Annotated in this window: 22 protein-coding genes; 16 read left to right on the top strand and 6 right to left on the bottom strand. The window is 72.2% G+C overall.

Annotated elements, in window-relative coordinates; all coding sequences use genetic code 11:
* Positions 1-357: 357 nt before the first annotated feature.
* Both LG634_RS17185 and LG634_RS17180 read left to right on the top strand, forming a co-directional pair.
* Positions 358-1,089: a nucleotide-binding protein gene (locus tag LG634_RS17185; RefSeq protein WP_226734708.1), complete on the top strand. Its 732-nt coding sequence runs from the start codon at positions 358-360 to the stop codon at positions 1,087-1,089.
* Entirely contained in the window at positions 1,086-2,306 is a 1,221-nt protein-coding gene (locus LG634_RS17180; RefSeq protein ID WP_226734707.1) for a ParB/RepB/Spo0J family partition protein, read from the top strand. Before LG634_RS17185 ends, LG634_RS17180 begins: the two co-directional genes overlap by 4 nt.
* Positions 2,307-2,413: 107 nt before the next feature.
* On the opposite strand, the gene LG634_RS17175 is transcribed toward LG634_RS17180, so the two are convergent.
* Entirely contained in the window at positions 2,414-3,781 is a 1,368-nt protein-coding gene (locus LG634_RS17175) for a hypothetical protein (RefSeq protein WP_226734706.1), read from the bottom strand.
* Positions 3,782-4,420: 639 nt separating this feature from the next.
* Between LG634_RS17175 and LG634_RS17170 the strand changes: the two genes are divergently transcribed.
* From LG634_RS17170 to LG634_RS17125, 10 genes are all read left to right on the top strand, one after another.
* Positions 4,421-5,011 carry a hypothetical protein gene (locus LG634_RS17170; protein ID WP_226734705.1) on the top strand — a complete coding sequence of 197 codons (591 nt, stop codon included), beginning with the start codon at positions 4,421-4,423 and terminating at the stop codon, positions 5,009-5,011.
* Between the two features lie 117 nt (positions 5,012-5,128).
* A complete protein-coding gene (locus LG634_RS17165; protein ID WP_226734704.1) occupies positions 5,129-5,350 on the top strand; it encodes a hypothetical protein in 222 nt (73 codons plus the stop codon).
* Positions 5,351-5,452: 102 nt separating this feature from the next.
* Positions 5,453-6,073, top strand: a complete 621-nt coding sequence (locus LG634_RS17160; RefSeq protein ID WP_226734703.1) for a DJ-1/PfpI family protein — start codon at positions 5,453-5,455, stop codon at positions 6,071-6,073.
* A gap of 54 nt (positions 6,074-6,127) precedes the next feature.
* Positions 6,128-6,322 carry a hypothetical protein gene (locus tag LG634_RS17155; RefSeq protein ID WP_226734702.1) on the top strand — a complete coding sequence of 65 codons (195 nt, stop codon included), beginning with the start codon at positions 6,128-6,130 and terminating at the stop codon, positions 6,320-6,322.
* 73 nt (positions 6,323-6,395) lie between these two features.
* Positions 6,396-6,824, top strand: a complete 429-nt coding sequence (locus LG634_RS17150; RefSeq protein WP_226734701.1) for a hypothetical protein — start codon at positions 6,396-6,398, stop codon at positions 6,822-6,824.
* Positions 6,825-6,956: 132 nt separating this feature from the next.
* Positions 6,957-7,697 (top strand): AAA family ATPase, encoded by a 741-nt coding sequence (locus LG634_RS17145; protein ID WP_372482437.1) that lies wholly within the window; start codon positions 6,957-6,959, stop codon positions 7,695-7,697.
* A gap of 149 nt (positions 7,698-7,846) precedes the next feature.
* A complete protein-coding gene (locus tag LG634_RS38240) occupies positions 7,847-10,975 on the top strand; it encodes an FG-GAP-like repeat-containing protein (protein WP_226734700.1) in 3,129 nt (1,042 codons plus the stop codon).
* A gap of 117 nt (positions 10,976-11,092) precedes the next feature.
* On the top strand, positions 11,093-11,332 hold the full coding sequence (locus LG634_RS17135) for a ferredoxin (RefSeq protein ID WP_226734722.1): 240 nt from the start codon (positions 11,093-11,095) through the stop codon (positions 11,330-11,332).
* Complete coding sequence (locus tag LG634_RS17130) at positions 11,325-12,716, top strand: NAD(P)/FAD-dependent oxidoreductase (RefSeq protein ID WP_226734699.1); 1,392 nt, start codon at positions 11,325-11,327, stop codon at positions 12,714-12,716. The genes LG634_RS17135 and LG634_RS17130 overlap by 8 nt, the downstream gene beginning before the upstream one ends.
* Before the next feature lie 35 nt (positions 12,717-12,751).
* Complete coding sequence (locus LG634_RS17125) at positions 12,752-14,044, top strand: cytochrome P450 (RefSeq protein ID WP_226734698.1); 1,293 nt, start codon at positions 12,752-12,754, stop codon at positions 14,042-14,044.
* A 204-nt stretch (positions 14,045-14,248) separates the two neighbouring features.
* Here LG634_RS17125 and LG634_RS17120 read toward each other — a convergent pair whose 3' ends face one another.
* From LG634_RS17120 to LG634_RS17105, 3 genes are all read right to left on the bottom strand, one after another.
* On the bottom strand, positions 14,249-15,130 hold the full coding sequence (locus LG634_RS17120; RefSeq protein WP_226734697.1) for a hypothetical protein: 882 nt from the start codon (positions 15,128-15,130) through the stop codon (positions 14,249-14,251).
* Positions 15,131-15,237: 107 nt separating this feature from the next.
* On the bottom strand, positions 15,238-17,103 hold the full coding sequence (locus LG634_RS17115) for a GMC family oxidoreductase (protein ID WP_308072526.1): 1,866 nt from the start codon (positions 17,101-17,103) through the stop codon (positions 15,238-15,240).
* Positions 17,100-17,465: a hypothetical protein gene (locus LG634_RS17105; RefSeq protein WP_226734696.1), complete on the bottom strand. Its 366-nt coding sequence runs from the start codon at positions 17,463-17,465 to the stop codon at positions 17,100-17,102. The genes LG634_RS17115 and LG634_RS17105 overlap by 4 nt, the downstream gene beginning before the upstream one ends.
* Positions 17,466-17,776: 311 nt before the next feature.
* Here LG634_RS17105 and LG634_RS17100 point away from each other — a divergent pair, with 311 nt between their 5' ends.
* The 4 genes from LG634_RS17100 to LG634_RS17085 all read left to right on the top strand — a co-directional run bounded on the left by LG634_RS17100 (position 17,777) and on the right by LG634_RS17085 (position 22,280).
* Complete coding sequence (locus tag LG634_RS17100) at positions 17,777-19,186, top strand: condensation domain-containing protein (RefSeq protein ID WP_226734695.1); 1,410 nt, start codon at positions 17,777-17,779, stop codon at positions 19,184-19,186.
* Between the two features lie 244 nt (positions 19,187-19,430).
* Positions 19,431-20,654 (top strand): condensation domain-containing protein, encoded by a 1,224-nt coding sequence (locus tag LG634_RS17095; protein ID WP_226734694.1) that lies wholly within the window; start codon positions 19,431-19,433, stop codon positions 20,652-20,654.
* 107 nt (positions 20,655-20,761) lie between these two features.
* Positions 20,762-21,487, top strand: coding sequence for a hypothetical protein (locus tag LG634_RS17090; protein ID WP_226734693.1), 726 nt, complete (start codon positions 20,762-20,764; stop codon positions 21,485-21,487).
* A gap of 241 nt (positions 21,488-21,728) precedes the next feature.
* Positions 21,729-22,280 (top strand): GNAT family N-acetyltransferase, encoded by a 552-nt coding sequence (locus tag LG634_RS17085; RefSeq protein WP_226734692.1) that lies wholly within the window; start codon positions 21,729-21,731, stop codon positions 22,278-22,280.
* Between the two features lie 1,261 nt (positions 22,281-23,541).
* On the opposite strand, the gene LG634_RS38580 is transcribed toward LG634_RS17085, so the two are convergent.
* Positions 23,542-24,162: a tetratricopeptide repeat protein gene (locus LG634_RS38580; protein WP_504967648.1), complete on the bottom strand. Its 621-nt coding sequence runs from the start codon at positions 24,160-24,162 to the stop codon at positions 23,542-23,544.
* On the bottom strand, positions 24,141-25,787 hold the full coding sequence (locus tag LG634_RS17075) for a tetratricopeptide repeat protein (RefSeq protein WP_308072522.1): 1,647 nt from the start codon (positions 25,785-25,787) through the stop codon (positions 24,141-24,143). The genes LG634_RS38580 and LG634_RS17075 overlap by 22 nt, the downstream gene beginning before the upstream one ends.
* Positions 25,788-25,877: the final 90 nt, after the last annotated feature.

The following is a 25,877-nucleotide window of genomic DNA, read 5'->3' as shown; positions in this document are numbered from 1 at the left end:
GCCGGGCCTCCGTACGCCGTACCTGCGGGGCCGCGTCGCGTGCGCCCTCGTGGTCGGTCTGTGCGGGGCGATCACGCTCGCCCCACTGCTGCAGCGGCAGGCCTGGCTGGGCGCGCGGGGTAGGGGAGTTCACCGCTTTGGGAGCGCGCTCCCGGGCCCTGTTTTCAAAACCCGGTTTTGAAAGTGGAGGCTCTGGCTTCCGAGTTGAGGGGCGATGTGCCCGATTTCTCACGAACTGATCGCGAATTGTGGGGGTGTGAGATTCCGGCGCGAGCCCTTGACGTGCAATGCTGTCCGGGTCCGCAGTACCGGTCACCCGTGGCCGGGAAGCACACGGAATCCAATGGAGCACCATCCATGGCACGCATCACTGCCGTCATCAATCGCAAGGGTGGGGTCGGCAAGTCGACCCTCACCGTCAATGTGGCCGCCGTCGCGGCCGAGGTCCTCGGCGAGGCCCCTTCGGGGGAGCCGGACTACGTGGTCGCCGTTTCCAGCGACCCGCAGGGTTCGGCGACCTGGTGGTCGGAGCGGGTGGGGAACGACCTCCCCTTCTCCTTCATCCAGACCAAGTCGCGCAAGGACCTCACGTACTTCCCGGAACTGAAGAAGACCCGCAAGGTCAAGCACGCCTTCATCGACACTCCCGGCTGGATGGACCTGCCGGATGACGAGGTGCAGCAGGCCGGCGACCCCTTCGGTGACAGCGCGGCGGCCGACGCCATGCGCGCCGTCCTCGCCAACGCCGACGACCTGATCATCCCGGTCGAGCCCGAACCGCTCGGCTTCATCCCGACCCAGACCACCATCGAGGAGGTCGTCAAGCCGCTGGGCCTGCCGTACTGGGTCGTCATCAACAACTGGGACCCGCGTGACGGTCTCGCCGACCTGGAGGACACCCGCGCGTTCATCGAGGGCAGCGGCTGGAACCTCGCCAACACGGTGATCCGCCACTACAAGGTCCACGCGCGGGCGGCCGTCGAAGGCACCGTCGTCACCCGGTACAAGAAGAACCGCGTGGCGATGGAAGCCCGTGAGGACTTCTACAAGCTGGCCCTGGAGATCGGAGCGGGGGCCAAGCGTCGATGAGCAAGCGCACCAACTTTGCCAGCCTGATCGGCGAGAAGGCGGCTGCGGCGACCGCCGGGGGAGAGCCTGAGAAGAAGCTGCCCCCGCACTCCGCGCTGATGCACACGCTCGTCGGCAACCCGGAGAACCCGCGTGGCAAGGCCGAGTACAGCCCGGACGACCCGGAGTTCGAAGAGCTGATGAGCACGCTGCGGGAGGTGGGCCAGCTCCAGCCGGTGGCCGTCGTCTCCCGTGACGTGTTCCTGCGGCTCAAGCCGCAGCACGCGAAGGCGCTGGGCACGGCGGACTGGGTGGTCGTGAACGGCAACCGCCGGCACGCTGCCGCCCGGCAGCTCGGGTGGACCCGGCTCGACATCAAGGTCCAGGACCATCTCGGTGACGGCAAGGGCCTCCTCGACGAGGCCGTCATCATCGAGAACATCCACCGCAAGGACATCGAGCCCTGCAAGGAAGCGGCCTTCCTGCAGGTGCTGGTGGAGAAGTACGGGTCCCAGGACAAGGTGGCCCAGCGCATCGGCAAGTCGCAGATGTACGTCTCGCACCGGCTCGCCCTGCTGCGGCTCGCGCCGGAGCTCCAGCGGCGGGTCGACGCGGGTACGTTCAAGCTGAAGGCGGCGCGGGAGATGGCGGCCCGTACGGCCGACCACGACGAGCAGATGGCTCAGTTCGCGGAGCAGTTGCGGCAGGCGCAGTTGCCGAAGGCGGCGCCCGCTCCGGCGGCCGCCCCGGCGCCGGCTCCCGCTCCTGCGCCGGCTCCCGCTCCTGCACCCGCCCCGGCTGCCGTTCCGCTGGCGGCTCCGCCCGTCGCTGCCGCGCCGGTGCCGGAGGCCGTCGTTCCCGATGTGGCGCCCCCGGCCCCCGTACCCCCCGTGGCGCCGGAGCCGGTGGTGCCGGAGCCGGTGGTGGCGAGCGAGCCGGTGGTGGCGTACGAGCCGCCGGTGGAGGCCGTTCCGGTGGAGAGCCCGGCGGCTGCGGCTTCCGTGGTGCGGCCGCGTTCCTCGGATCCCGTCGAGGAGCAGGTGCCGGTGGCTGAGGTTCCGCGGCCCGTCGCCGAGCCGGTGGCGTCGGCGGGTGGGGGAGTGGCCGCAGTGCTGCCGCTCCTCGGCTCGCTGCTGGCGCAGGTGGACTCGCCGGAGGAGCTGGTCCAGGGGCTCCGTGAGCTGACGGACGAGTCGTACCGTCAGCGGGTGGCCGAGTTGCTGCTGGAGCAGATGTAGTCCGTGGTTGCCAGTAGGCGCGGTTTCAAAACCCGGTTTTGAAAAACGGCCCGCTTCCCGCCCCTTCGGGGGAGGGAAGCGGGCCTCCGTGCATCCCGGGCGGCTCGTCAGCCGGTGCAGCCCGGGATGGTGCCCGTCGGGCTGCAGTTGTTCGGCTGGTTGTCGCGGATGACATCTCCGTCGAGGGTGAGGGTGCCGGAGGCCTTGAAGATGCCGCCGCCGTCGCCCGCCCGGTTGTGGGTGAGGGCGTTCCTCGTGAGCGTGGTGGTGCCGCTCGCGTGGTAGAGCCCGCCGCCCTGCGCGGTACCGCCCCTCGCAGTGACCGTGTTGCGGAGGACCTTGTTGCCCGTTGCCGTCAGGGTGCCGCCGTCGGGGTTGTCCAGTCCGCCGCCCTGGGCGGTGCCGTTCGGTGCGTCGACGGTGTTGCCGGTGACGCGGCTGCCGGTCAGGTCCAGCGTGCCGAAGGGGCCCACGCGGATGCCGCCGCCGCGGGCGGTGCCGTTCTTGGCGACGGCCCGGTTGCCGCTGATCTCCACCTCTTCCACGGTCATCAGGGCATTGGTCGCGATGCCGCCGCCTTGGGCGAAGCCGTCCGGGGCGTCCGAGGTGTTGTCCTTGATGGCGCCGCCGGTCACGGTGAGCCGGCCGGGTGCCGGAATGCCGTTGGAGACGGCGGCGCGTGCGAACCCGCCGGGCGCGAAGGCGCGGTTCTTGCTGATGACGGTGTGCTCGACGGTCGTCTCGGCGAAGCTGATGAGGCCGGCTCCGAAGGCGAAGCTTTCGGTGTCCTTGGTGACGGTGGCGGTGTTGTCGGTGAGCCGGGAGCCGGTCAGTGTCAGCGGGCCGTCGTTCGCGATGGCGCCGCCCGCGGCTCCGCCGCCGGCGGCGGTCCCGCTGTAGACGACGTGGTTTCCACGCACCTCGGTCTTGCTCACGGTGGCCGTGCCGGGGCTGTCGATCGCGCCGCCCTGGGCGAAGACATCGGAGCGGGCCGTGTTGCCGACGAACCTGCTGCGGTTCACCTTCATCGTTCCGGTGTTGGAGATGCCTCCTCCGCAGACGATGCCCGGCACCTGCTCTTCGAAGAACGGGCAGTCGACGGCGAAGCCGCCCTTGATCGTGGTGCGGTTGAGGGTCAGGTCGCCAGTGCCCGTCACGAAGAGGATGCGGAACTTGGGGGCCTTCGGGTCACGCAGGATCGTCGCGTCCCGGCCGTCGATGGTGATCTCGCTGCTGATCCTCGGCAGACCGTTCCCCGGACTTCCGGTGGCCGGTGCGGTCAGCTTGTAGGTGCACTTGGACGTCAGTCGGAGCGTGGCTGGTCCTGGTGCGGTGTTCGCGGCGTTGATCGCCGCGATGAGGTCGGGGACCGAGCAGCGGACGTTCACGGTGGCGGCGTGGGCGGCGGGGGCGGGCAGCGCCACGAGTGCGCCCGCAACGAGACCGAGGACGGCAGGGACGTGCCGACGAGACATGAGAGGCTCCTCTGGGTGTGGTGAAGGGTCCGGCCGTCAGGGACCGCAGCCGGCCGAGGACAGCCGACCACGCGCCATCGCCGTCGGCTGCCCGGCGTGATCCGTACGGGGTGGGGGGTAGCTCTCACGAGCGAGCGATGCGCCGGACGGAGCACGGGGAGCGGGGCCGGGGGGCCGGAGGCGGTTCCGAGGGGGAAAATGGGCTCTCCGGGAGGGGTGAAAACGGCTGTGTGGCCGCGTGACGGGCTTTCAGGGGCCCGATGAGGCAATCCCTTTGGCTGGTAGGAGATCGGGCCTCTGAGGGGCCATTCTGCGGGTCGCTTTTCGTGCTGATTGTCGGTTTTGGTGCGATGTCTCCAGAGGGGCGCCCGTCGCGTCGAGATGCTGGGCTTTCGTGCTTGTCGGAGCTGCGGTGGGTGCCTCATTGACACGGAGCGAGGAGCGTGCGACAAAGACGTCATACGTCCTACGTCCCACGTCGTACTCCGAGAGCGTCGACGGGCAGCGCGCCCGACGCCCCGCTTCCCCGCCGGGCCGGCGGCCCCGCGAAGGACCCGCTCTCGCACCTGACTGCACACGCCGGTCGCCTGTGCGCCGTATCCACCTGAATCACAACGATCGGACCCGAACATGACCCTGATGCCCGGATCTCGTGTTCCCGGCCGGACCTGGACGGTGCGGCTCGTCGGCCATGCCGATCACAGCGCCTCCGTCACCTGCAGCAACGACGCCTGCCGCATGCCGGCCCGCTCCAAGGACACCGCGGCCCTCAAGCGCTTCGCCGCCGAGCACGTCAGGGCGCACGCCAAGCTGGCCGTCGTACGCCCCCATGCCGCCTGCACCTGCCGGGCCGCCCAGTGTGCGCTCCACGAGAGCACCCGGACCCAGTGCGTGGGCTCTTCGATGCTCGTGCTGGTGCACAACCCCGCCGTCGGGCAGGTATGGACGCTCGCCGAGATGTGCCAGGCCTGCGCGCGCGTCATCCCGCACGCGTCCGTCGTGAGCCGGGCCCAGGAGGCGCCCTCGGCGGCGGCTCCGGCCTCCCGCTCCGCCGCGGCCTCCGTACCGGCCCCCGCGAAGGCCCCCGGGCAGGCCCCCGGGCAGGCGTCCGCACCGGCTCCGGCGCTGGCCCCCGTCCCGTCGCTCTTCTCGTCGCCGCAGGCCGCTCCGGAGGCGCCGGTGGACCGCCGCCGTCCGCGCCGGCAGACCCGGCCCCGGCGGAGCGCCTGACCGCGGCCCGCCGGTGACGGGAGGCCGTCCCGGCGGGCGGGAACGATCCGGCGCGGCGGCTCGTCCTACGTCATGAACACGATCGCCGCCGCTGTGTGCCGCTCGGAAAGAGGAGCCATGGAGCCGAGGGAAGAGTCGAAGCTGGAAGCCACGCTGGGGGACGGCCGCCGCGTGACGCTGTCCCTGCCGCCGCTCGACGCGCCCTGGGCGGCGGACGGCGTCAAGGGCCTGCGTTTCGTCCCCGCCACACACGAAGGCCGCGGCGACGAACCCGCCCCCGTGCCGGACGTCGAACAGGCCCAGGCCCTCCGCGTGGCCCTCATGGGCTTCGTGGCCTGAAGCCTGCGCGCTGACCCGGCCGGCCAGCCGACCCGGCCGGCCCGCGCGTCAACCCGCCCCGCACTCCCGCCCGTTGCCGGGGTCCTGGCTAAGCTGCCGCCCATGGACATGGTGATCCCGCTCTTCGACGACTTCGAGCCGCTCGACGCGATCGGCCCGTACGAGATCCTCGCGTACGTGCCCGGGGCGAACGTACGGTTCGTCACCGCCGAACCGGGGCTCGTGCGGGACGTGCTGGGGTCGCTGCCGGTGCAGGTGCCGACGTGGTACGGCGACGTGGAGCGGTGCGACGTCCTGCTGGTGCCCGGCGGGGGCAGCTTCCTGCGGATGCAGAACGACCCCGAATTCCTCGACTGGGTACGCCGGATGCACACCGGCACCCGCTTCACCACCTCGGTCTGCACCGGCTCGCTGGTCCTCGGCGCAGCCGGCCTCCTCGACGGACTGACCGCCACCACGCACTGGGACGCCGCCGCCGAACTGGAGTCGTACGGCGCCACGTACACACCCGAGCGGGTGGTCCGGCAGGGCCGGGTGATCACCTCGGCCGGCGTCTCGTCCGGCATCGACATGGCCGTCCGCCTGGCCGCCCTGCTCACGGACGACCTCACCGCCCAGGCGATCCAGCTGTACACCGAGTACGACCCGCAGCCCCCCTTCGACACCGGATCCCTGGCCAAGGCTCCGGCGGAGGTACGGGAGCGGGCCCGCACACTGGGCTGACGAGCATCCCGTGAACCCCTCCCGCGGCCCGGGGTTGTGCCCGATGATGTCCGTGTGAACAACCTCGTCAGTGCGCTCATATCCGCGTTCGGCGTCCTCGCCGGCATGCTGCTGCTCGCGGTCGCCGTCGACGACTTCCGCTCCGGAGCCTCCGTCCTCTGGCTCGGCGCGGGCATCGCCATCCTGCTCGTGTGCGCCTACGGCCTGATCCGCGACGTACGACGCCTCCGCGCCGAGCCGACGGACTGACGAAACGCCCCCGTTGACCTCGACACACGCACCACGAGCAGCCCGACGGACCGCCGCCGGCACCGTCGCCACCGTGCTGTCCATTGCCGTGCTGGCGGGCTGCAGCACGCCCGGCCCGGCCACGGAGTCCGTGCCCACCGAATTCCTCGGCGAGTGGCGGCGCGAGTACCTGTCACCGCCTCTTGACGGAGTCGCCGACGGGCGCAACGAGCTCTCGGTCTCGCAGGGCCGGACCGGCGACCGCGTCGTCCGCTGGTACAGCGAAGCCGGTGACACGAACTGCAGCGACCACTTCACCCTGCGCCGAGCGGGGCCGCCGATGGAGCTGGAGCGTACGCCGGACTCGGACTGCGGAGGCCTGCAGCCCCCGGACCGTCCGGCGCCGATCGCCACGCTGACGGTACGCCCCGACGGGAGCCTGGAGTTGCGGATGGCCGGCGAGGGGCGGAACCGGACCAGCCGGCTCTACCGGCCCGGCCGCATACCGCCCGCTGCGGACTGAGCGGGCCGGAGCCGACGGGAGCGAGCTGCTGCCCCGCACCTCGTGGCGACGCGGGACCGCCGCCGGCTGCCGTACGGAGTCGTAGCATCGGTCCGTTCGAGAGTGGGGACCCGGTCGCAGGAGGAGGCGTTCGTGATCGTCGAGCGGATGCGGGTGCATCGGGAGATGCTCGGGGCGGCGGAGGCCGCGCGGTGGCCGTGGACCGTGCCCTGCGTGGCGGAGCTGTTCGGCAGCGGGGTCGCGTTCTCCGCGCCCGTGACGTTCCTGGTGGGGGAGAACGGGTCGGGAAAGTCGACACTGGCCGAGGCGCTGGCGGAGGCCTTCGGGCTGGACTCGTACGGCGGCCGGGCCGGCTCCCGGTATGCCTCGCACCGGGAACGCAGCGTGCTGGGCGAGTACCTGCGCCTGGAGTACGGGCCACACGGCCGCCGGATGGCGAACGGGCCGCGCGAAGCGCGCCGCGGGTTCTTCCTGCGGGCCGAGAGCGCGATGCAGATGATGGAGGAGAAGCAGGGGTCGCGCGGCTACTGGTCGGAACGCACCGACGAGATGAGCCACGGCGAAGGCTTCCTCACGGTCTTCGAGTCCATGTTCCGCGAGCCCGGCCTGTACGTACTCGACGAGCCCGAGGCCGCCCTGTCCTTCACCTCGACCCTGCGCCTGGTCGGACTCCTCGACGAACTCGCCCGCACCGGCGCCCAGGTCGTCTGCGCCACCCACTCCCCGATCCTCGCCGCCCTCCCCGGCGCCGCGGTCCTGGAGATCGGCGACCACGGCATCCGCCCCACGACCTGGCAGGACCTCGCCATCGTCGACCACTGGCGCCGCTACCTGGAACGACCGGACGCGTACCTGCGGCACATCGTCGGATAGGGCCTGCGGCCCACTCCGGGCACCACCCGAGACCCCCGTCAGAACCCTCCCCGGGTCTGGGTAAGATCGCTCCACTTCTGCACGGGGGAAGCCGGGCGACGGCCCGTATCCGTACCGTCCCGCCCCCCATGCCTTGTTCTGGGGGAATCGTGCGCACCACTGCGCTGCTCCGGCGTGGCCTGGCCACGCTGGTGTCACTGGCCGCTCTGGCCACCGTCACGTCTCCGGCGTACGCCGTGTCCGATCCCGGACCGGCCGCCGCCGGACCGGTCACCGAGCTCGTCCTCGACAGCCCGGTTGCGCATCCGGATCCCGGCCGGGTGGAGATCCTCGCCGCCGGTCCCACGGGGTTCCTGCACCGGCCGCCGGGCAGCACCGGCGCGTTCTGGACGAGGTACGCCGACGGCACCACGACCACGGTGACCACTCCGCAGGGCGCTCCCGCCGTGATCACGCGCCGGGGGTGCGACACCTACGACCCGGTCTGCCTGACCAACCGTTACGGTGGCGGGGCCGACGTCGTCGCGCTGCCGAGCGACACGTCGTGGTCCCCGGAGTCCGTGACCCTCTGGTACGCCGACGGCACTCCGCCCGTCACCGTGCCCCTCGACGGCTTCTCCTACCAAGGAACCCTCGGCCGTACGATCCAGGCGAGCGACCGCGAGACCGGCGCCTCCGTCCTGATCGACATGGTGGACGGCAAGCGGCGCGAGCGGCCCGTGACCGGGGTCGCCGGCGCGGTCGTGTACGGCAACGGCATCGCCGACTCCACCGGAGCCGTCGTGCAGTACGAGGTGGACGGCGACTCCACGTTCGTCGGCCACCTCGACCTCAAGACGGCGACCCTCACCCCTGTCGCGGACACCTTCGACGGCGACGACCAGCTGCTGCTGAGCGCCACGCACGTCGGCATGTTCGAGCCGGGCAGCGTCGTCGTGACCAAGGCGCGGAAGGCCCTGGGAGCCGAGGAGAAGCTCATCGACCTCCGGGACAACCCCGGGTACGCCCAGAAGGCCGCGCTCGCCGGCAACTGGGTCCTCATCCAGGAGCAGTGGCCGCAGCCCGAGGTGCTGGCCCTGCCGCTGGCCGGCGGAGCCGCCCGCACCGTGCTGGCCGGCTCCCACCTCGGACTGTTCCCCGCACCCGGCGGCCGCCCGCTGGCCGTCGGCGGTACGAGTGCCACCGCGTGGAGCGTACAGCGGTTCACCGCCCCGGCGGCGACCACCCCGCCGGCCGCGGCCACGGTCCTGCCGGTTCCCCCGAGTACGCGCGAACACGTGAAAACCGGCCTCTCGCTCGGACGCGGCTCCCTGCGCGTCGTCGAATACGAGCGCGGCAACCACTCCACCCTGCGCACGCAGACCTGGCAGATCTCCTCGCGCCCCGAGACCGGGCTCGCCGCGTCCGCCCGTACCCCGGGCCGGGACGACCTGGCCGACTGCCTGGCGGCCAAGGAGTGCGAGCAGGTGTGGGCGAACAGCGGCACCGGCGGAGACGCCGTGCTGGGCACGGGCAGCAACGACTACGCCAACCGGCTGTACACGTTCGACGGCAAGACCGTGGACTTCGACGGGACCTCGAACGACGGCCGCATCGTCGACGTCTCCGACGGATACGTGATCTACGAGACCGGCTCGACGCGGGTCCAGTACGTCAGCAGCATCAGCACGGGCTCCACGCTCGTCCAGCGCTCCCGCCGCGCCGCCGCGCTGGGCGGCACCCTGTTGTGGAGCGCCACGTCCGACAAGGGCCGGATCGCACCGTACGACCTGGTCAGGAAGCAGAAGCTGCCCGAGGTGACGACCGGCGCGCCGTGCGTGCCCGTCGAGCTCCAGGCGGCCGGGACCTGGCTGTACTGGCGCTGTGACGGCGAGGGCCCGGCCGGTGTGCACGACACCCGGACGGGCACCTCGAAGCCGGCGCCGGCAGGTGACGTGCTGCTCGGTGACGGCTTCACCGTCCACCGCGACGAACAGACGCACAAGCTGGTCGTCACGGTCAACACCACCGGTGCCACCCGGGTCCTGTCCGGTGCCGTACCGCCCGCCGACACGGCCGACGGGCTCGGCCGACGGGCCCGCTGGACCCTGGACGAGACGACCGGCCTGGTCGCCTGGACCGACACGGCGGAGAAGGTCCACGTACGGCACTCGGGCGTGGCGCCGCGCCCGCTCGCGGCCGTCCAGTCGCAGACGGACACCGAGATCCGCGTCGGCAGGACCGACGGCACCGGCACCCTGGACGCGGCCTGGCTGCTGAACCGGCCGGTGGCCTCCTGGTCCCTGGCCGTCACGGCGCTCAACGGCCGCCTCCTGCACACCGTCTCCGGCGGGGCCACGCCCGCCCGCCCGAAGGTGTCCTGGAACGGCAGGACCGCGTCGGGCGCCCACATCCCGAACGGTCCCTTCCGCTGGACGCTGAAGGCGACGGCCTGGGGCGAGAGCACCGCCACCACCGTGGCCACCGGCTCCGCGACCATCAGCGGCGGCGGGGCCGCACGCCGCGACTTCGGGTCCGCGGCCGGCGCCCCCGACGGCACCGGTGACCTCTTCTCGGTCGCCGGCGGATCGCTGCGGACCGCGTACGGCAACCCGGCGGCCGGGAACTTCAGCGGCAGCGTCACCGGCAGCGGCTGGCCGGCCGGCTTCCGCCCGGTGCCGATGGGCGACATGAACGGCGACCGCTGCAACGACGTACTCGTGCGCCTCGCGAACGGCGAAATGCGCCGCTACACCCCCGGCTGCGGGAAGCCCGTCACCCCGACGACCGCCCACAAGGTCCTCGGCGGGGGCTGGAACGTCTACGACCTCCTCACCGCGCCCGGTGACGTCACCGGCGACGGCCGCCCGGACCTGATCGCCCGGGAACCCGCCACCGGCGCCCTGTACCTCTACCCGGCCACGTTCACCGGCATCCTCGGCGCCCGCGTCGGCCTCGGCACGGCCTTCAAGGGCTACAAGCGGATCGTCGGCGCCGGCGACCTCAACGGCGACGGACACGACGACCTGCTGCTGCACGACGGCGGGAACGAGCTGTGGCGCATGTACGGCACCGGCACCGGCAGGTTCGCCGCCCGCGCCCTCGTCGCCACCGACTTCGGTACGACGTACAACAGCCTCGTCGGTCTGGGAGACCTGACCGGCGACGGCCACGCCGACCTCGTCGGCCGGGACACCGGCGGTGCGCTCTGGCGCTGGAGCGGCACCGGCAGGGGCACCTTCACGGCCGGGACGAGGATCGCCACCGGCTGGCAGGTGTACGGCGGCGGCATCCACTGACCTGCCGTCGCAGGCCGCCCGTCACCCCTCCGGACCCTCCTCGCGTGCCCCCTCGGGCGCCGGCGGGGAGGGTGGGCGGGTGGTGTGGTGGTGGGTCAGGGGAAGGTGCGTCGGGTGCTGAGGCTCGTGGTGGATCTCAATCGGTGTCAGGGGTATGCGCAGTGTGCGTTTCTCGCGCCTGACGTGTTCGCCATGCACGGGGAGGAAGGGCTGCTCTACGACCCGCAGGCGCAGGCGGCGCAGCGGGAGCGGGTGGTGCAGGCGGCAGCGGCCTGCCCGGTGCAGGCCATCCTGATCGACGGGCCCGACCTGGCGGCGGGGGATGCGGTCGGGGCCGGGGCGGCCGTCGATGGCTGACTCCGCGCTCGAACAGCTGAAGCGGGACGGCCGGATCGTCGTGGTCGGAGCCTCGCTGGCGGGGCTCCGGGCGGCCGAGACGCTGCGGGAGAAGGGGTTCGCGGGGCGGCTGACCATGATCGGCGACGAGCCGTACGAGCCCTACGACCGGCCGCCGCTGTCCAAGCAGGTCCTGCTGGGCCACGCCGACGCCGCGCACACCGTGCTGCCGCGCCGCCGGGACATCGGGGCCGAGTGGAAGCTCGGGGTGGCCGCGGCCGGGCTGGACATGGCCGGGCGGCGGGTGCGGCTCGCCGACGGCGAGGAAGTGCCGTACGACCGGCTGCTCATCGCGACGGGGGTGCGGGCCCGGCCGTGGCCGAACCAGGCCGAGGCCGAGCTGGACGGCGTGTTCGTGCTCAGGACCCGGGACGACGGGGCGGGCCTGGCGCGCCGGCTGGCGGCCGGCCCGCGCCGGGTGCTGGTCATCGGCGCCGGGTTCACCGGGTCCGAGATCGCATCCGCGTGCCGCGAGCGCGGCCTGGACGTCACCGTCGCCGAACGAGGCGACGCCCCGCTCGTCGGCGCCCTCGGCGGGGTGATCGGCCGGGTCGCCGCCGACCTCCAGCGGGAGAACGGCGTCGACCTGCGGACCGGAGTGATGGTCACCGGCCTGGAGGGCGATTCGGCCGGCCGGTTCCGCGCCGCGCACTTGTCCGACGGAAGCACCGTGGAGGCGGACGTCGCGGTCGTGTCCCTCGGGGCCGTCCGCAACACGGACTGGCTCGCCGGATCCGGGCTCGGCGCCGGCCCCCGCGGCATCGCCTGCGACGCCGGCTGCCGGGCCTTCGACATCCGGGGCATCGTCACCGACGACATCTTCGTCGCCGGCGACGTGGCCCGGTCCCCGCACCCGCTGTTCGGCTACCAGTTCCTGTCACTGGAGCACTGGGGCAACGCCGTCTCGCAAGCCGAGACCGCCGCCCACAACATGGTCAGCGAGAGCACCGACCGGCGGCCCCACATGTGGGTGCCCGCCTTCTGGTCCACCCAGTTCGGCATCAACGTCAAGTCCGTCGGCGTACCGTCCCTGGGAACCGAAATCCTCGTGACCCAGGGCTCGTTGGCCGAACGACGGTTCGCCGCCGTGTACGGGTACCAGGGCCGTGTCATCGGCGCCGTCACCTTCGACAACGCGCGCTGGCTGGAGTTCTACGAGCGGCAGATCGAGATCACCGCGCCCTTCCCGCCGCCGTACGACACCGTCGACCGGCGCCCCGAGGGCCGCCACCCCGTCCCCGCCGACTTCCCGGACCCCTCGGTCCCCACTCACGGGCCCACGATCACCCTCAGCGGGTACTCGCCGGCCGATCGGCGCATGGAATTCACCCCCGCCGGGCACTGACCCGCCGGCCAGGCCCCGGAGGAGCCGTCACCGCCATGACCGAAGACATCCTGCGCCGCATCCTCGACCCCGCCGGCCGTGCCAACCCGTACCCGCTGTACGAGGAGCTTCGCCGGACGCCCGTCTACCACGCGGGGGAGGGGCCGTACGCGATCAGCCGGTACCACGACATCCGCGCGCTGCTGCACGATCCGCGGATCAGTTCCGATCCGCGGAACCGGACGGACAGCGTCGGCGACCTGCTGGCCGGCGGCGAGGAGGAGGGGTCCGGCACCCTGCCGCCCGCCTTCCTGCGGCTGGACCCGCCGGAGCACGACCGGTTGCGCCGGATGACGAACCGGCCGTTCGGGCCGCCGCACGCACCGCGCCGGGTCGACTCGATGCGGCCCGAACTCGATGCGATCGTGAAGGAGTTGATCGACGGGATCGGGGATCCCGGCAGCATCGACCTGGTCGAGCAGGTGTCGTACCCGTTCCCCGTCACCGTCATCTGCCGGCTGCTGGGGGTGCCGCAGGAGGACGAGTCCCGCTTCCACGTCTGGGCCGAGACCCTGGCCGCGAACCTCGATCCGGACCCGGACTCCGACCCCGTCGAGCGGGCCGAACGGGCGCAGAGCACCCGGATGGAGCTCGGCATGTACCTGGCCGGGCTGATCGAGGAGCGGCGCAAGCACCCGCAGGACGACATGCTGTCGCAGCTGGCGGCGGGGAGCGGGTCGGGGTCGGGCCCCGGTGCCGGTTCCGGCTTCGGTTTCGGCTCGGGTTCCGGGGAGGACGGCTCCCTGTCCACCATGGAGCTGCTGAGCACCGCCGCGCTGCTGTTGATCGCCGGCCACGAGACAACCGTCAACCTCATCACCAACGGCATGCTCACCCTGCTCCGGCACCCGGACGTCCTCGCCGACCTGCGCGCGGACCCGGGGCTCGCCGTCCCGCTGGTGGAGGAGCTGCTGCGGTACGAGCCTCCGGTGCAGCTGCTGCCGGGTCGGACCACCCTCGCCGACATCGAGGTCCGCGGCGTCACGATCCCCAAGGGGGCGAACCTGTGGCTGGTCCTGGCCTCGGGCAACCGCGACCCGGAACGTTTCGCCGACCCGGACCGGTTCGACCCGTACCGCAAGGACGTCCAGCACCTGGGCCTGGGCAGCGGCATCCACAGCTGCTTCGGCGCCCCACTGGCCCGCCTCGAAGCACAGACCGCCCTCGCCGAACTGGCCCGCCGCCTGGAGAACCCGCAACTGGTGGACGACCCGCCCCCCTACCGTCAGAACGCGGTACTGCGAGGCCCGCGGCACCTGCGGATCCGGTGCGACGGGGTACGGAAATGACGGCGGCGAAGAGAGCCGCCCGGAACGACTGAAGCGACCGAAGCGACCGAAGCGACCGGCGGACCGACACGGGTGGAGCGGGCGGCGGGTGTCGGCGGGTGCCGACGGTTCAGCGACCGAAGCGACCGAAGCGACCGAAGCGACTGGGATCCGGAGGTGGCGGGAGGCTTGGCGGAGTGGGAACGGCTGAGTCTGACAGTGCCCTCAGGCGGTGGTGGGGCGTACGTAGTACGGGCGGTTGTGGGCGGCGACCGGGGGGGACTGGTAGGTCCAGGCGCCGGCGGCGGGGGCGGGGCCGATCAGGGTGGTGAGGTCCTGGCCCAGGGGGGTGGTGGGGGAGTGGACGGTGAGGTTCGTGCGGTCCGTGTGGTGGGTGAGGTCGTACCACTGGTAAGGGTGGTAGACGTTCATCGGGCCGGCCAGGAGGCGGCCGTCCGGGGTGGTGCCGTAGCCGGTGACGGGGGCCAGGTTGGCGGGGGCGGGGCGGAGGCCGTCCAGGGCCGCCGTGAAGTCGAGCAGGGGCGCATCGTGCCGGTCGAGGGTGTCGGGCCCGTCGGACCTTCCGGGCCCGTCTGACCCGCCGATCGCGGCGTCGTTGACGTGTACGGTCCAGGTGTCGCCGGCAGGGCCGTTGAGTGAGGGCAGGGTGACCTCGAACCAGCCCGGGCGCTTCGGCTCCGCGTACAGCTCGCGACCGGCGCGGATCGCGAACGGGTTGTCGCACACGACGTGGATACGGGCGATGCCGAGCAGTTTCGTCTGGTCCCAGCCCTGCGCGTACTGGGCGTACGTGAGCTCGGGCAGGCGGTCGCGGTCGGCCGTCGGGAAGGCGATGACGCTGTACTCGATCTCCTGGGTGATGCCGCCGCCGAACGGGTACTGCGCGAAGTACAGCTGGTAGTTGAGCGAGACCAGCGCCCGGCCGTCGAACTCCGCGGCCGTCAGGTCCGGGTGGTGCTTGGCGAGCAGGTCGCGGACCGGGCCGGGATCGACCAGCCAGTCGATGCCGAGCTGGTGCAGGGCGCCGTAGTGGAAGGGGAGGCGGAAGGGGTCCGGGACGGGAGGGAGGGGGAGAGGGGCTGACATGCGGGGCTCCGTGGGGTGTGGACGACTCCCGAGGGAGCCGGCGTGGGGTGGGACGACTTCGGAGGGGGCCGGGGCTGGACCGGGCCCCCGTGGGACCGGGCCGGTCTTCATACGGCGTGTGTCGTGGGCACTGCCCTGACCGTGATGCCGCCACTGAGTTCCGCCTCGATCCGCTGCGCGCTGCGCAGGGCGAGTGCCGCCATCGTCAGCGTCGGGTTGGACGTGGCGACCGACGGCATGCTGCCGCAGCCGACGGCGTACAGGCCGGGGTGGTCCCAGCACCGCTGCCACGTGTCGACGACCGAGGTGGCCGGTGAGTCGCCCATGAGGTGCGTGCCGGCGGCGTGACCGGCTCCGCGGTAGCCGTACGTACGGCCGCCGTGTTCGAAGCGGCCCGGCCAGGCTGCAGACGGCCCGTAGTCGGTGCGGTCCTCGGCGCCGAGGAGGGTGAAGATCTGGTCGGAGACGGCCCGGGCGGCGGCCATGCCCGCCTTCACGTGGTCGTCGAGGTCGTACGTGATCAGCGGTCGCGGCAGGCCGAGCGGGTCGCGCTCGGTGGGGTGGAGGCTCACCCGGTTGGCGGGGTCGGCGCTCTGCTCCATCTCGAACTGGAGGGTGAACTGGCGGCGGATCCGGTCGCCGACCGCCTGTCGGAGCCGGGGGCCGAACAGGCCCTGTCCGGTGAGGAGTTCGGCGACGTCCGTGTCGACCGGGCCCTTCGCCCAGACCCAGCCCCAGTTGCCGATCTCGATGCGGAACGGCGCGCGCCGGCGGCGTGCCGGGCCGGTGCGGAAGCCCTCGAAACCGGACGTGGAGCCGGGCCCGCGATACGGGCCGACGGCGTCGGGCAGCAGGCCCCAGGTCAGCAGGACCGGGTGGTCCATCAGGTTGCGGCCGACTTGGCCGCTGCGGTCGGCGAGGCCGGAGAGGAGCAGCAGGCGGGCGTTCTCGATGGCGTGCGCGGCGAGTACGACGACCCGCGCGTGGGCGGTGGCGTCCGTGCCGTCGTAGGAGCGGTAGGCAACGCCGGTGGCGCGGCCCGAGCCGTCGACCAGGACGCGGGTGACGACCGAGCGGTCCTGGAGGGCGACCGAACCGCTCCACTGGCCCTGGGTTTTGAGAGGGGTGTACTTCGCGTACGACGGGCAGTGCGGGATGCAGCTCGCGTGGCCCACGCAGCGGTTGTCCGGCGCCGGCCGGCCGTGCTCGCCGCGGGGGACGTACCCGCGGCCGCCGTCGTGGCGGGGGTCGGGGACGCCGTTGCGGGCGTGCGGGGTGCCGACCACGCGGAGCTCGACCTCGTCGAAGGCGACGGGGTCCTTGACGCGGCGGCCGTCGAGACCGGCGGCCAGCACCCGGTCGAGGTAGCTGGGCGGGATCGGGCGCATGGGGAACGCGTAGTCGTCGGGGAACGGCAGTCCCACGTGCTCCCGCTGCTCGGCGGCGTCGGCCGAGACGCCCAGCTCCTGCTCGGCCTCGCGGTAGGACGGCTCCAGGTCGTCGTACGAGAGCGGCCAGCGGCGGCCGTAGCCGAAACGCTCGGTGTCGAAGTCCTCCGGGTGCATGCGGGGGGCGAGGCCGGTCCAGACGTTGCCGGTGCCGCCGTTGACCCGGACGTAGCCGCTGGCGTAGGGGAGGGGGCCGTTCTGGTGGAGGTGGGCGGTGGGCGAGTGTGTGTAACCGGGGGTGCCGGGAGCGCTGGGGGTGCCGGGGGTGCTCGTGGTGCCGGGGGTGCCGGGGATGCTCGTGGTTCCGGTGAGGTCGGTGACCTCGGGCCAGGGGGCGCCGGGGTCGGGCCGGTAGGCGGAGCCGGGGACCTTGGCGGGGGCGGTGAGGTAGGTGGGGAGGGGGTCTTCGGTGCTTGCCGCTCCTGCTTCCAGGACCAGGACGCGGCGGCCGTGGTGGCCGAGGCGGTGGGCGATGAGCGAGCCGGCCACGCCTGCGCCGACGACGATCACGTCGTACTGGTTCACCGGGGGCTCGTCTCGGGGGGTCGGACGGACCAACTGCCGTGGGTGGTCGGGGTGGTGGCGGGGGCGGTGAGGCCGGCGGCCTTCCAGACGAGGGCCTGGGCGTAGGCGTGGGGGGAGACGACGAAGGGCGGGGGGCCGGGCCAGGTGCCGGTGTACCAGAGGAGGGTGAGGCTGCGGGCGGCCTCGGGGTCCTCGTGCCAGGCGTCGAGGAGGCGGGCGAAGCGGTCCGGGCCCAGTTGTCGGTGGGTGACTGTGCGGTAGGTGGTGGTGAGGTCGGTGCCTTCGAGGGTTTCGGTGTCAAAGCCGGTCAGGTGAGCCGATAACGCGGTGAAGGTGTGCAGGGTGCTGTCGGGTGCGGTCACGGGGACAACCGTGCCCGGCGGGGTGGGCGGCCATGCGGGGTGCGGAGGGCGCACGGGGGGTCGGGGTCCGGCCGGGTGGGTGGGGGGCGTGCGGGTGTGCGCCGGGGGTGTGGCCTGGTGGGTGGGGAGGGGGCTCTGACCTGCGGCGGTGGGGTGGTGGCGTCACCGGGGGGTGGGCGGCTCGTTACTGGGGCATGAACCCGGGGTTGCGGCCCTGGCGGGAGGCTGGGGTCTGCCGTTGCTGCTCCGGGACCGCGTTCACGACCTCCGATCCGCGAGCGACGTGACGCCGACCGTTCAGGAAGGCCACCGTGCTGCAACTGCCCGTCGAGGACATGGAGATGGCGCCCGGACACGCCGTGGAGTGGCGGGTGTCCGCGGCTGCCGCCGCCGGGCCGGCCGGGCCGGCCGGTCCGGGCCTGCCGGCCTCGTACAACCAGAAGGACCACTTCTCCGTCGCGCAGGCGCTGCGGGCCGCGGACATCGGGTACGCGTCGTACATCGGCGGGTCGTTCGAGATCCGGGGCAGTGTCGACCTCGGGGCGCTGGAGGCGGCGCTGCTGTACCTCGTACGGCGCCATGAGGTGCTGAGGTGCGTGTTCGCCGAGGGGGCGGCGGCGGACGGGGAGCCGGGGGTGGAGCTGGTTGCTCCGGAAGATGTGAAGCTGGAGCGGGCGGACGGGGGCTCGTTCGGGTCCGCGGCCGAGGCCGGTGCCTATGTGCGGGGGTTCCTGCGGGGGACGAGCACACTGCGGGGGCCGTGGGTCGTGATGGGGGCGATGGTTCGGGAGGAGTCGGCGACCGTCTACTTCGCCTGTGATCACCTGCTGACGGACGGGGTGTCGACGGCGGTGGCCGTCCATGACATCGCGGAGGCGTACGAGGCGTACGCGGCCGGTGGTGAGCCGGGGCTGGCTGCGCCGGGGAGTTTTCTCGGGCACGCGGCGGCCGAGCGGCGGCGGGGGGCGGCGCTGGAGCTGGGCGATCCGCTGACGGAACACTGGCAGGGCTTTGTCGAGCGGAACGACGGGCAGGTGTTTCCGCCGTTCCCGCTGGACCTCGGGATCGAGCCGGGGGTGCCGTACCGGGCCGTCAACGAGGCGGACGCGCTGCTGTCGGCGGAGCGGCTGGACGCGATGGAGGAGCGCTGCCGTGCGGTGGGCGGGCGGGTGTCGGCGGGGGTGCTGGCCGCACTGGGGGTGAGCCTGCGGCGGGAGGGCGGGCCGGACGTGTACCGGGCGCTGCTGCCGGTGAACACGCGGGGGCGGGGTGCGCGTGAGCACAGCATGGGGTGGTTCGTGAACACGCTGCCGGTGGAGTTCCCCGTAGCCGACGAGGCGGATTTTGCGGGGGTGGTGGGCGGGGCGCAGGGGGCGCTTGATGCGATGCGGCCTTACACCGATGCGCCGTTCGTGCGGGTGTTTGATCTGCTGACGAGTGAGGCAACGGGGCCGAGCGTCTGGCCGTGTGCCGTCAGTTTCTTCTCGTATCTGGACCTCCGCATGACGCCGGGGGCGGAGCTGCACGTGGCCCGGCGGGCGCGTACGTACGTGTCGACGTCGCACAGCAACGGGATCTTCTTCTGGTTCCACCGGAGCCACGCCGGGCTCCACCTGAACTCCATCTTCGCGGACACCCCGCAGGCCCGTCGGACGAAGGCGTCGCTGATCGGGACGCTCGTACGGACGTTGGAGAGCGTGGCTTCCGCCGGTCGGTTCTGACCGGGCCGTTCCGCTCGATGCGCGCTGTGCACGTCGTTCGTACCCACACTGAAAGGGGCGCCGGTCGGTGCTTCAGCTTCCCAGCTCGGAGATGGTCATTGCGCCGGGGCACGCCGTGGAGTGGCGTGTGCAGGCGGTCACGGCGTACGGGGCGGAAGGCTCGGAGGGGGAGGCCGGGGGCGGGGTGCCGGGGTCGCTCAATCAGGAGTACCACTTCGGGGCGTGCGGGGGTGGGGGGCCGCGGTTGCGGACGGATTCGTTCGCGGGGGCGTTCGAGATCCGGGGGCCGTTGGACCGGCGGGCGCTGGAGGCGGCGTTGCTGCACTGCGTACGGCGGCACGAGGCGCTGCGCTGTACGTTCCGGGAGGCGGCGGGCGGTGGGCTCGTTGTCGACGTCGCTGCGCCGGAGGACGTCAAGCTGGCGGTGTACGACCGGGGGGTGGTCGGCTCGGAGGTGGAGGCGCGGGCGTATGTGGAGCGGTTCCTGGGGGCTACGGACACGCGGCGCGGGCCCTGGTTCGTGATGGGGGCGATGGTGCGGGAGCGGTCCACGACCGTGCACTTCGCTTGTGATCACCTGGTGACGGACGGGATGTCGATGGTGATCGTTCTCGATGAGATTGCGGCTGCTTATGAGGCGTTTGCGGGTGGTCACCAGCCCGCGCTGCCTGCCGTGGGGGGTTTCCTCGACCACGCGGGGGCGGAACGGCGCCGGGCGGAGGCGGTGGGTGCCGATGCCCGGGGGCTGGAGCACTGGCGGGGGTTCATCGAGCGGAACGGTGGCCCGTTCCCGAAGTTCCCGCTCGACCTCGGGATCGAGCCGGGGGCCGGGGGGCCGGCAGTGAACGCGACCGTTACGTTGCTGGACCCGGGCGGGGCGGACGCGCTGGAGGCCCGTTGCCGGGAGGCCGGGGGCGGTGTGGCGGCGGGGGTGCTGGCGGCGGTGGGGGTGAGCCTGCGGCGGGAGGGCGGGCCGGACGTGTACCGGGCGCTGGTGCCGGTGGGCACGCGGGGGCGGGGGCGGCATGCGCGGACCACGGGGTGGCTGGTCAACCTCGTGCCGGTGGAGTTCCCGGTGCCGGCGGGGGCTGGCTTCGCGCAGACGCTGGCCGCGGCGGGGGACGCGTCGACGCGGATGATCAGGGGCGGCCGGACACCGTTCGTCACCGTGCTGCGGCTGCTCGCGCCCGAGCACTACGCCCGTCCCTGGCCGCACGCGGTCAACTTCTGCTCGTACATGGACGTCCGCGACGCCCCCGGCACCGCCCGCAACGATGACCGTCAGTCGGCCGTCTACACCTCCATCCCCGCCACCAACGGCCTCTTCCTCTGGCTCCACCGCACCCCCGAGGGCCTCCACCTGAACACGGTCCACGTGGACACCCCGGAAGCCTCCCGCACGAGGTCGTCCCTGGTCCGCACGCTGGCGGGGACGCTGGAGAGCATGGCGTACTGGGGGGTCCTGTAACGGGCGGGGTCGCGGACCCCCGCCCAGCCGATGCAGGTGGCCGCTCCTGCATGCTGGGCGGTGGGCTTGAGCGGGCGGGTTGGGCGATGGATCGAGAGGTTGGCGCAGTGGTCGAGCTGGAGCGGGTCGTTGCTTCCATCAAGGGGATTGAGCGGTTTCCCGGGATGGAGCGGGCTTGGCGGCGGTCGCCGCTGCCCATATTTGTGTTTTCGTTGGCTCTGGATGCGGATGGGGATCGGATTTATCAGCTGAATACGCGGAATTCCTTCGATGCAGGGCTCGTGCGGGCGGTGCTCGAGTTTGCGCGGGAGCGTCGGGTCGGGCTGGGGGAGGCGCCGCGGCCGTTCGACGTCGTGCCGGGGTTCTCGTATCCGGGGTACGGCTTTGACGTCGTCGTCGCCGTTCCCCCGCCCGTGCACGGGTACTACGTCGGTGAGTACGACGAGCTCCACGAGGCCGTGGTCGGCGTCTTCCCGGCCTACCGGTGCGAGTTCGCCGGCGACGAGACGCTGGAGGAGGCGGTCACCCGCAGGCGCATGCTGGATACGCCGGTGATGAATCGGCGGCCGGTTCCGTACCTCCGTATGCGCTACGACAACACGCGCACCCTCGGAGGCAGCGAGGGAAATGCCCGCGGATTCACCACGTACGACGTCCTGCTGAGGGAAATTCCGCTGTTGGAGGGCGCGCCCGGCAGCTTCGTGGAATTCGAGAACCGTCACGGGGAGATCTGGCGGATCGAATGGGACGGCGCCTGGAGCGTCAACGGCGAGGTGCGGGATCACGCGCCTTCCGAGACGTGGGTCATGACGGCGCTCGACTGGCCGGAGTGACCGGCGGTGGGCGGGTGAGCGGGTGCCACGACTGCCGGAGTGTCCGAACGAGGCCGGGTACGGTCATCTCCGCCGCCCGCGGGATCCCGTGCAGCCAACGGCCTTTCCCTGCACCTGGGTTCGCGTACGTCCGCCACGCCCTCGCACGGCCTCGCCCGCCCTTGCCCGGTCTCGCCCGGTCTCGCCCGACGCTCCGGAAAGCGGTGGACAGCCGGCCGTTCCGGAGTGATCATCATCTCCGATGGACAGCGAACCTCATTCCGTACCCAAGCACGTCCGCTTCGTCGAACTCAGCGCAACGGCGCTCCGCGCGCTCGCCGATGGTGATCTCGCCGCGGGCAGCGCCGAGGCCGGGGTCTCCCTCGACGAGTACTTCGTCTCCGAACGGGCCCGTTCGATCTTCCGCTACCGGGCCGACCAGGTCACCCGGGACCCGTCCGCCGCGCCCTGGATCACCCGGGCCGCCGTGTCCGAGCCGGACGGGGTGGTCATCGGCGACGCGGGGTACCACGGTCCGCCTGACGAGGACGGTGTGATCGAGGTCGGCTACTGCGTCGTACCCCGGTTCCGCCGCCAGGGCCACGCGCGCGCCATGCTGCGATCGCTGCTGCTCAGGGCCGCCGCCGAACCGGGCGTCCGGACCGTACGCGCCACCATCGGCTCCGACAACGCGGCCTCGCTCGCCACCATCAAGGGCTTCGGCTTCACCCGCGTCGGCGAGAAGGGCAACGAGACGGACGGCCTGGCGTTCGTCTTCGAGGTCCCGGCCGAGGCGATCCGCACCGAGCCGTAGTGGCCGGCGCGATCGACCCGGCTCGCGCGCCGGCCCCCACCGGGGATGCCGGCCGGAGCCTGAGCGGGCCGGCAGGACCACAGGCCGCGCCTCGCGCAGGTTTGTCGGTTCAGCCCGAATGGCTGACTTGCGATGGATGCCCGAATCGGCAAACTCGTGCAGAACCCGGAACCTGCCCGCGTATCATCCCAGCTCGGTTCCCTGCTCGACATGTTCGACGTAGTCGACATGCAGCGTTGGGCTCCTTCTGCCGCTGCCGCACTCAGCGCCCGTACGGTCGCCGAGGTGTGGCTGGATGGCCGTGGCCATCGCCAGGAGCTCGTCGGGACGGACAGGGTCGGCCCCAGGGAAGAGCTCGTGGCGCCGAGGCCTGCGGGACGCGGACCACGTTCCACCTCGATCCTGCCTTCTGTGGCCCGGGCGCAGCCATCGCCTGGGCGCTGCGACCCGAAGAACTGCACCGAGGGGGTCTGTCTGCGGTCGACGGTGCCGGCCCGGTCGACGGTGCCGGTCAGACCGGGGGTGCCGGCCGTGAGTGGTCGTGGGCGTCCGGGTGGGTACGTGCGTAGCCGACCGCGTCCCGCGTACGGTTGCTCTTCGGCCTGCCATGACCCGGGAGAGCATGTGCAACCACCCCGGCCCGCCCACTCGTTACGCGCGGAGAAGGCCTTCCGGGCGCTTCTCGCCGACGCCGGTGCCCAGCTCCTCGAAGCGGACTGGCGTGGCAACGGAGTTCCGCACGCCGTGCGCTGCGCCGCAGGCCACCTCGTCAGCCCGCGCCCGGCCAACCTTCAGCAGGGGCAGGGGATTTGCCGCGTCTGCGCCCGCCGTTGCCCCGACGCGGCCGAGGCCGCCTTCAGGGAACGGCTCGCCGCGGTCGGTGCCGAGCTGCTGGAGGGGAGCTGGCGGGGAGTCCACGTACCGCACCGCATCCGCTGCGCCGCCGGTCACGAGTCCCAGCGCCGGCCGTCGGCGGTGCGGCGGTCGGGGTGGGTGTGCCGGTCGTGCCCGCGGACGGGCGGGGGAGGGCGAGGGGTGGGGAGCGTGGGCCGGCGGCCGGGCCTGCGGTGACGGCTCCCGGCAGGCGAGCCGGCGGCGAGGCCGCAGTGATGGCTCCAGGTTGCTTGGCTGATGATCAACCCGGCAGTGGCCGCGCCAGGTGGCCGGGGATTCAAGGGCGTGCGGGCGCGCGTGCCCGTACGCCGTCCGATCGTGCGGATCCGAGGCGTGAGCCGTGGCACGGCCGCCGCAGCGGGCCCGGTCAGGTCTCTTCGGCGGGTTTGCGGAGCTTCGTGACGAAGGTGCGCATGGATTCGGTTGCCGGGTCGTCGGGCCCGCAGACGCGTTCGCTGTCAGTCAGCGTGCGTTCGGCGAGCGAGAGTGCTTCGGCGTGGTGGTCAAGGTTCCCGTACAAGACCGCGACGAGCATGCGGGCCGTGATGGTCTGCTGGGCGTCGGCGCCGAGCACGCGTTCGTGATCGGCGAGGGCCGGTTCCGCCAGCGCAACGGCCGCGTCGTTCCGGCCGACCCGGCTGTGGGCCATCGCCATGACGATGCGGAGGTGGAGGGTGTCGGCGTGGTCGTGGCCCATGACTCGTTCTGAGCGGGCGAGGAGTTGCCGTACGAGGGCCAGTTCGTCGTCGTGGCGGCCGAGCTGTCGGTAGACGAGCGCCAGCTCGGAGCGCGAGCGGTCGGTTTGGGCATGGTCAGGGCCCAGGGTGCCTTCGCAGCCGGCCAGGACCTGTTCCAGGAGGACCGCAGCGTCGTGGTGCCGGCCCTGCCGACTGTGGATGGTGGCGAGATGGGCACGCGCCGTGATGCTCTCGGGATGGTCGTGCCCCAGGACGCGCTCGAAGGCGCTCAGTGCCTGCTCTGAGTGGATCTGGGCATGCGCGTACCGGCCCCGAGGCTGAGGTAGGTGGCGGCGAGACGGTCACGGGCACGTGAGGTGGCCGGGTGGTGTGGGCCGAGGATGCGTTCGCCGTCGGCCATGGCCTGCTCTCCGAGTGCGCGGGCTTCGTCGTGCCGACCGACGTTGTCGTAGCTGACAGCCAGGTTGGCACGGGCGCGGAAGGTGTCCGGGTGATCGGGGCCCAGCGTCCGTTCGTAGCCGGCCAGGACTTGTTCCGCGAGATCGGCGGCCTCCTGGTGGCGGCCGAGATCCCGGTATGTGGTGGGAGGTTGTTCCGGGCGCCATGTGTTGTCGGGGTGGTCGGGGCCGTGCGTCCGTGTGACATGGTCCAGGGCCTGCTCATGAAGCACGAGCGCGTCTGCGTACCGGCCGAGTCGGCTGTAGCTGTTGGCCAGGTTGGTCCGGGCGTAGTGGGTGTCCGGGTGGTCAGGACCGAGGAACTCCGCGGCGAGCCGGATGATCTCGTGCCACTGGTCGTGCGCCGTCCGGTAGAGACCGGCGTGGTGCAGGCTGATCGCGGAGCGGAACAGCAGCGGGTGCGCCGCGCCGTTCCACAGGTGCCGTCCGCCGTTGAGATGGAGTGCGTCCGTGTTGGCACGGAGCGTCGCTGCGAGTTCCCGGTGGTGCTGTTCCGGGTCCGGCCAGGATTTCAGCAGCGCGTCGGCAGCAGTCGTGACAAGGCCGGGCTGCTCTGTCACGGGGGTCGTTTCGCGGGTGGCGCGGGCGGTGAGGGCGTGGATGCGGATCTGCTGGCAGGGCGTACGGGAGTCGTAGGCGAGCAGGTGGTAGCGGTGCAGCACGCGCAACGCCGAACGCGACTCCGACCAGGCCACTTCCCTCCCCGCCGCCTCCGACAGGTGCCCCAGCAGCGTCGGCGTCTGCCACAGCGTGCCGGGGTGGCCGGCGGGGTCGAGGAGGGCGGCGATCCGGAGTACGGGTTCGGCGAGACCGGCGGGTTCGGTGTGGTGGGCGGCGTCGAGCGAGAGGAGCAGGGCGGCCGCCGCCCCGCGGCCGTACTGCTCGGTGTCGGCCCAGCCGGGCAGCAGTTGTTCGAGCAGCTGCCCGCTGTCTTCGAGGCGTTGCAGGTACTCGCCGGCGGTCAGGTCCTCGTTGATGAGGCACGCGGCGGCGTGCGCGAGGGCGAGGGGGAGCCGGCCGAGGGCGTGGGCGAGTTCGGCGGCCCGGCCTTCGAGGAGATGGGTGGCGGCTTCGCCGGCGAGCCGGGTCTCCAGGTACGCGACGGCCTCGTCGGGGGTGTACAGGTCGACGTCGATGCGCGTGCGGTTGCCGCCGGTCATGCGGGCGTCGTGGAAGCGGCTGGTGGCGAGGACCCAGCCGTTCGGCCCGGCCGGCCACCACGGCCCGACCCCGTCGGGGTCCGTTACGTCGTTCAGTACGACCAGCCAGGAGCGGGAGGTCGTCGCCGCCCAGGCCAGGAACGCGTGCGCATCCGCCTCCGGGTCGGCGCCGTCGGCGCCGGGCGCCCGGACAAGGCGGGCGGTCCGGGCGTACAGGGTGACGATCTGCTGCACCTCGGCGGCGGGCACCCACACCACGAGATCGGTGCCGTCGGAACAGGCCTCAGTGGCCAGCACCGGGGCTGTAACCCGCGCAAACAGCATATGGACGTGGTGTACACATTGGGCGCGTGGTCGGTGATAGTTATAGTTGTCCGCAAGCACGAC

The sequence above is a fragment of the Streptomyces bambusae genome, from assembly GCF_020532645.1.
Taxonomy (GTDB): domain Bacteria; phylum Actinomycetota; class Actinomycetes; order Streptomycetales; family Streptomycetaceae; genus Streptomyces; species Streptomyces bambusae.
This window is presented reverse-complemented; position numbering and strand designations above follow the sequence as displayed.

Bases quoted from the DNA above. Each gene is read 5' to 3' on its own strand.
- LG634_RS17165 (WP_226734704.1), top strand. From the start codon at position 5,129: ATGGAGCCGAGGGAAGAGTCGAAGCTGGAAGCCACGCTGGGGGACGGC.
- LG634_RS17185 (WP_226734708.1), top strand. From the start codon at position 358: ATGGCACGCATCACTGCCGTCATCAATCGCAAGGGTGGGGTCGGCAAG.
- LG634_RS17180 (WP_226734707.1), top strand. From the start codon at position 1,086: ATGAGCAAGCGCACCAACTTTGCCAGCCTGATCGGCGAGAAGGCGGCT.
- LG634_RS17125 (WP_226734698.1), top strand. From the start codon at position 12,752: ATGACCGAAGACATCCTGCGCCGCATCCTCGACCCCGCCGGCCGTGCC.
- LG634_RS17120 (WP_226734697.1), bottom strand. From the start codon at position 15,130: ATGTCAGCCCCTCTCCCCCTCCCTCCCGTCCCGGACCCCTTCCGCCTC.
- LG634_RS17175 (WP_226734706.1), bottom strand. From the start codon at position 3,781: ATGTCTCGTCGGCACGTCCCTGCCGTCCTCGGTCTCGTTGCGGGCGCA.
- LG634_RS17130 (WP_226734699.1), top strand. From the start codon at position 11,325: ATGGCTGACTCCGCGCTCGAACAGCTGAAGCGGGACGGCCGGATCGTC.
- LG634_RS17160 (WP_226734703.1), top strand. From the start codon at position 5,453: ATGGACATGGTGATCCCGCTCTTCGACGACTTCGAGCCGCTCGACGCG.
- LG634_RS17170 (WP_226734705.1), top strand. From the start codon at position 4,421: ATGCCCGGATCTCGTGTTCCCGGCCGGACCTGGACGGTGCGGCTCGTC.
- LG634_RS17085 (WP_226734692.1), top strand. From the start codon at position 21,729: ATGGACAGCGAACCTCATTCCGTACCCAAGCACGTCCGCTTCGTCGAA.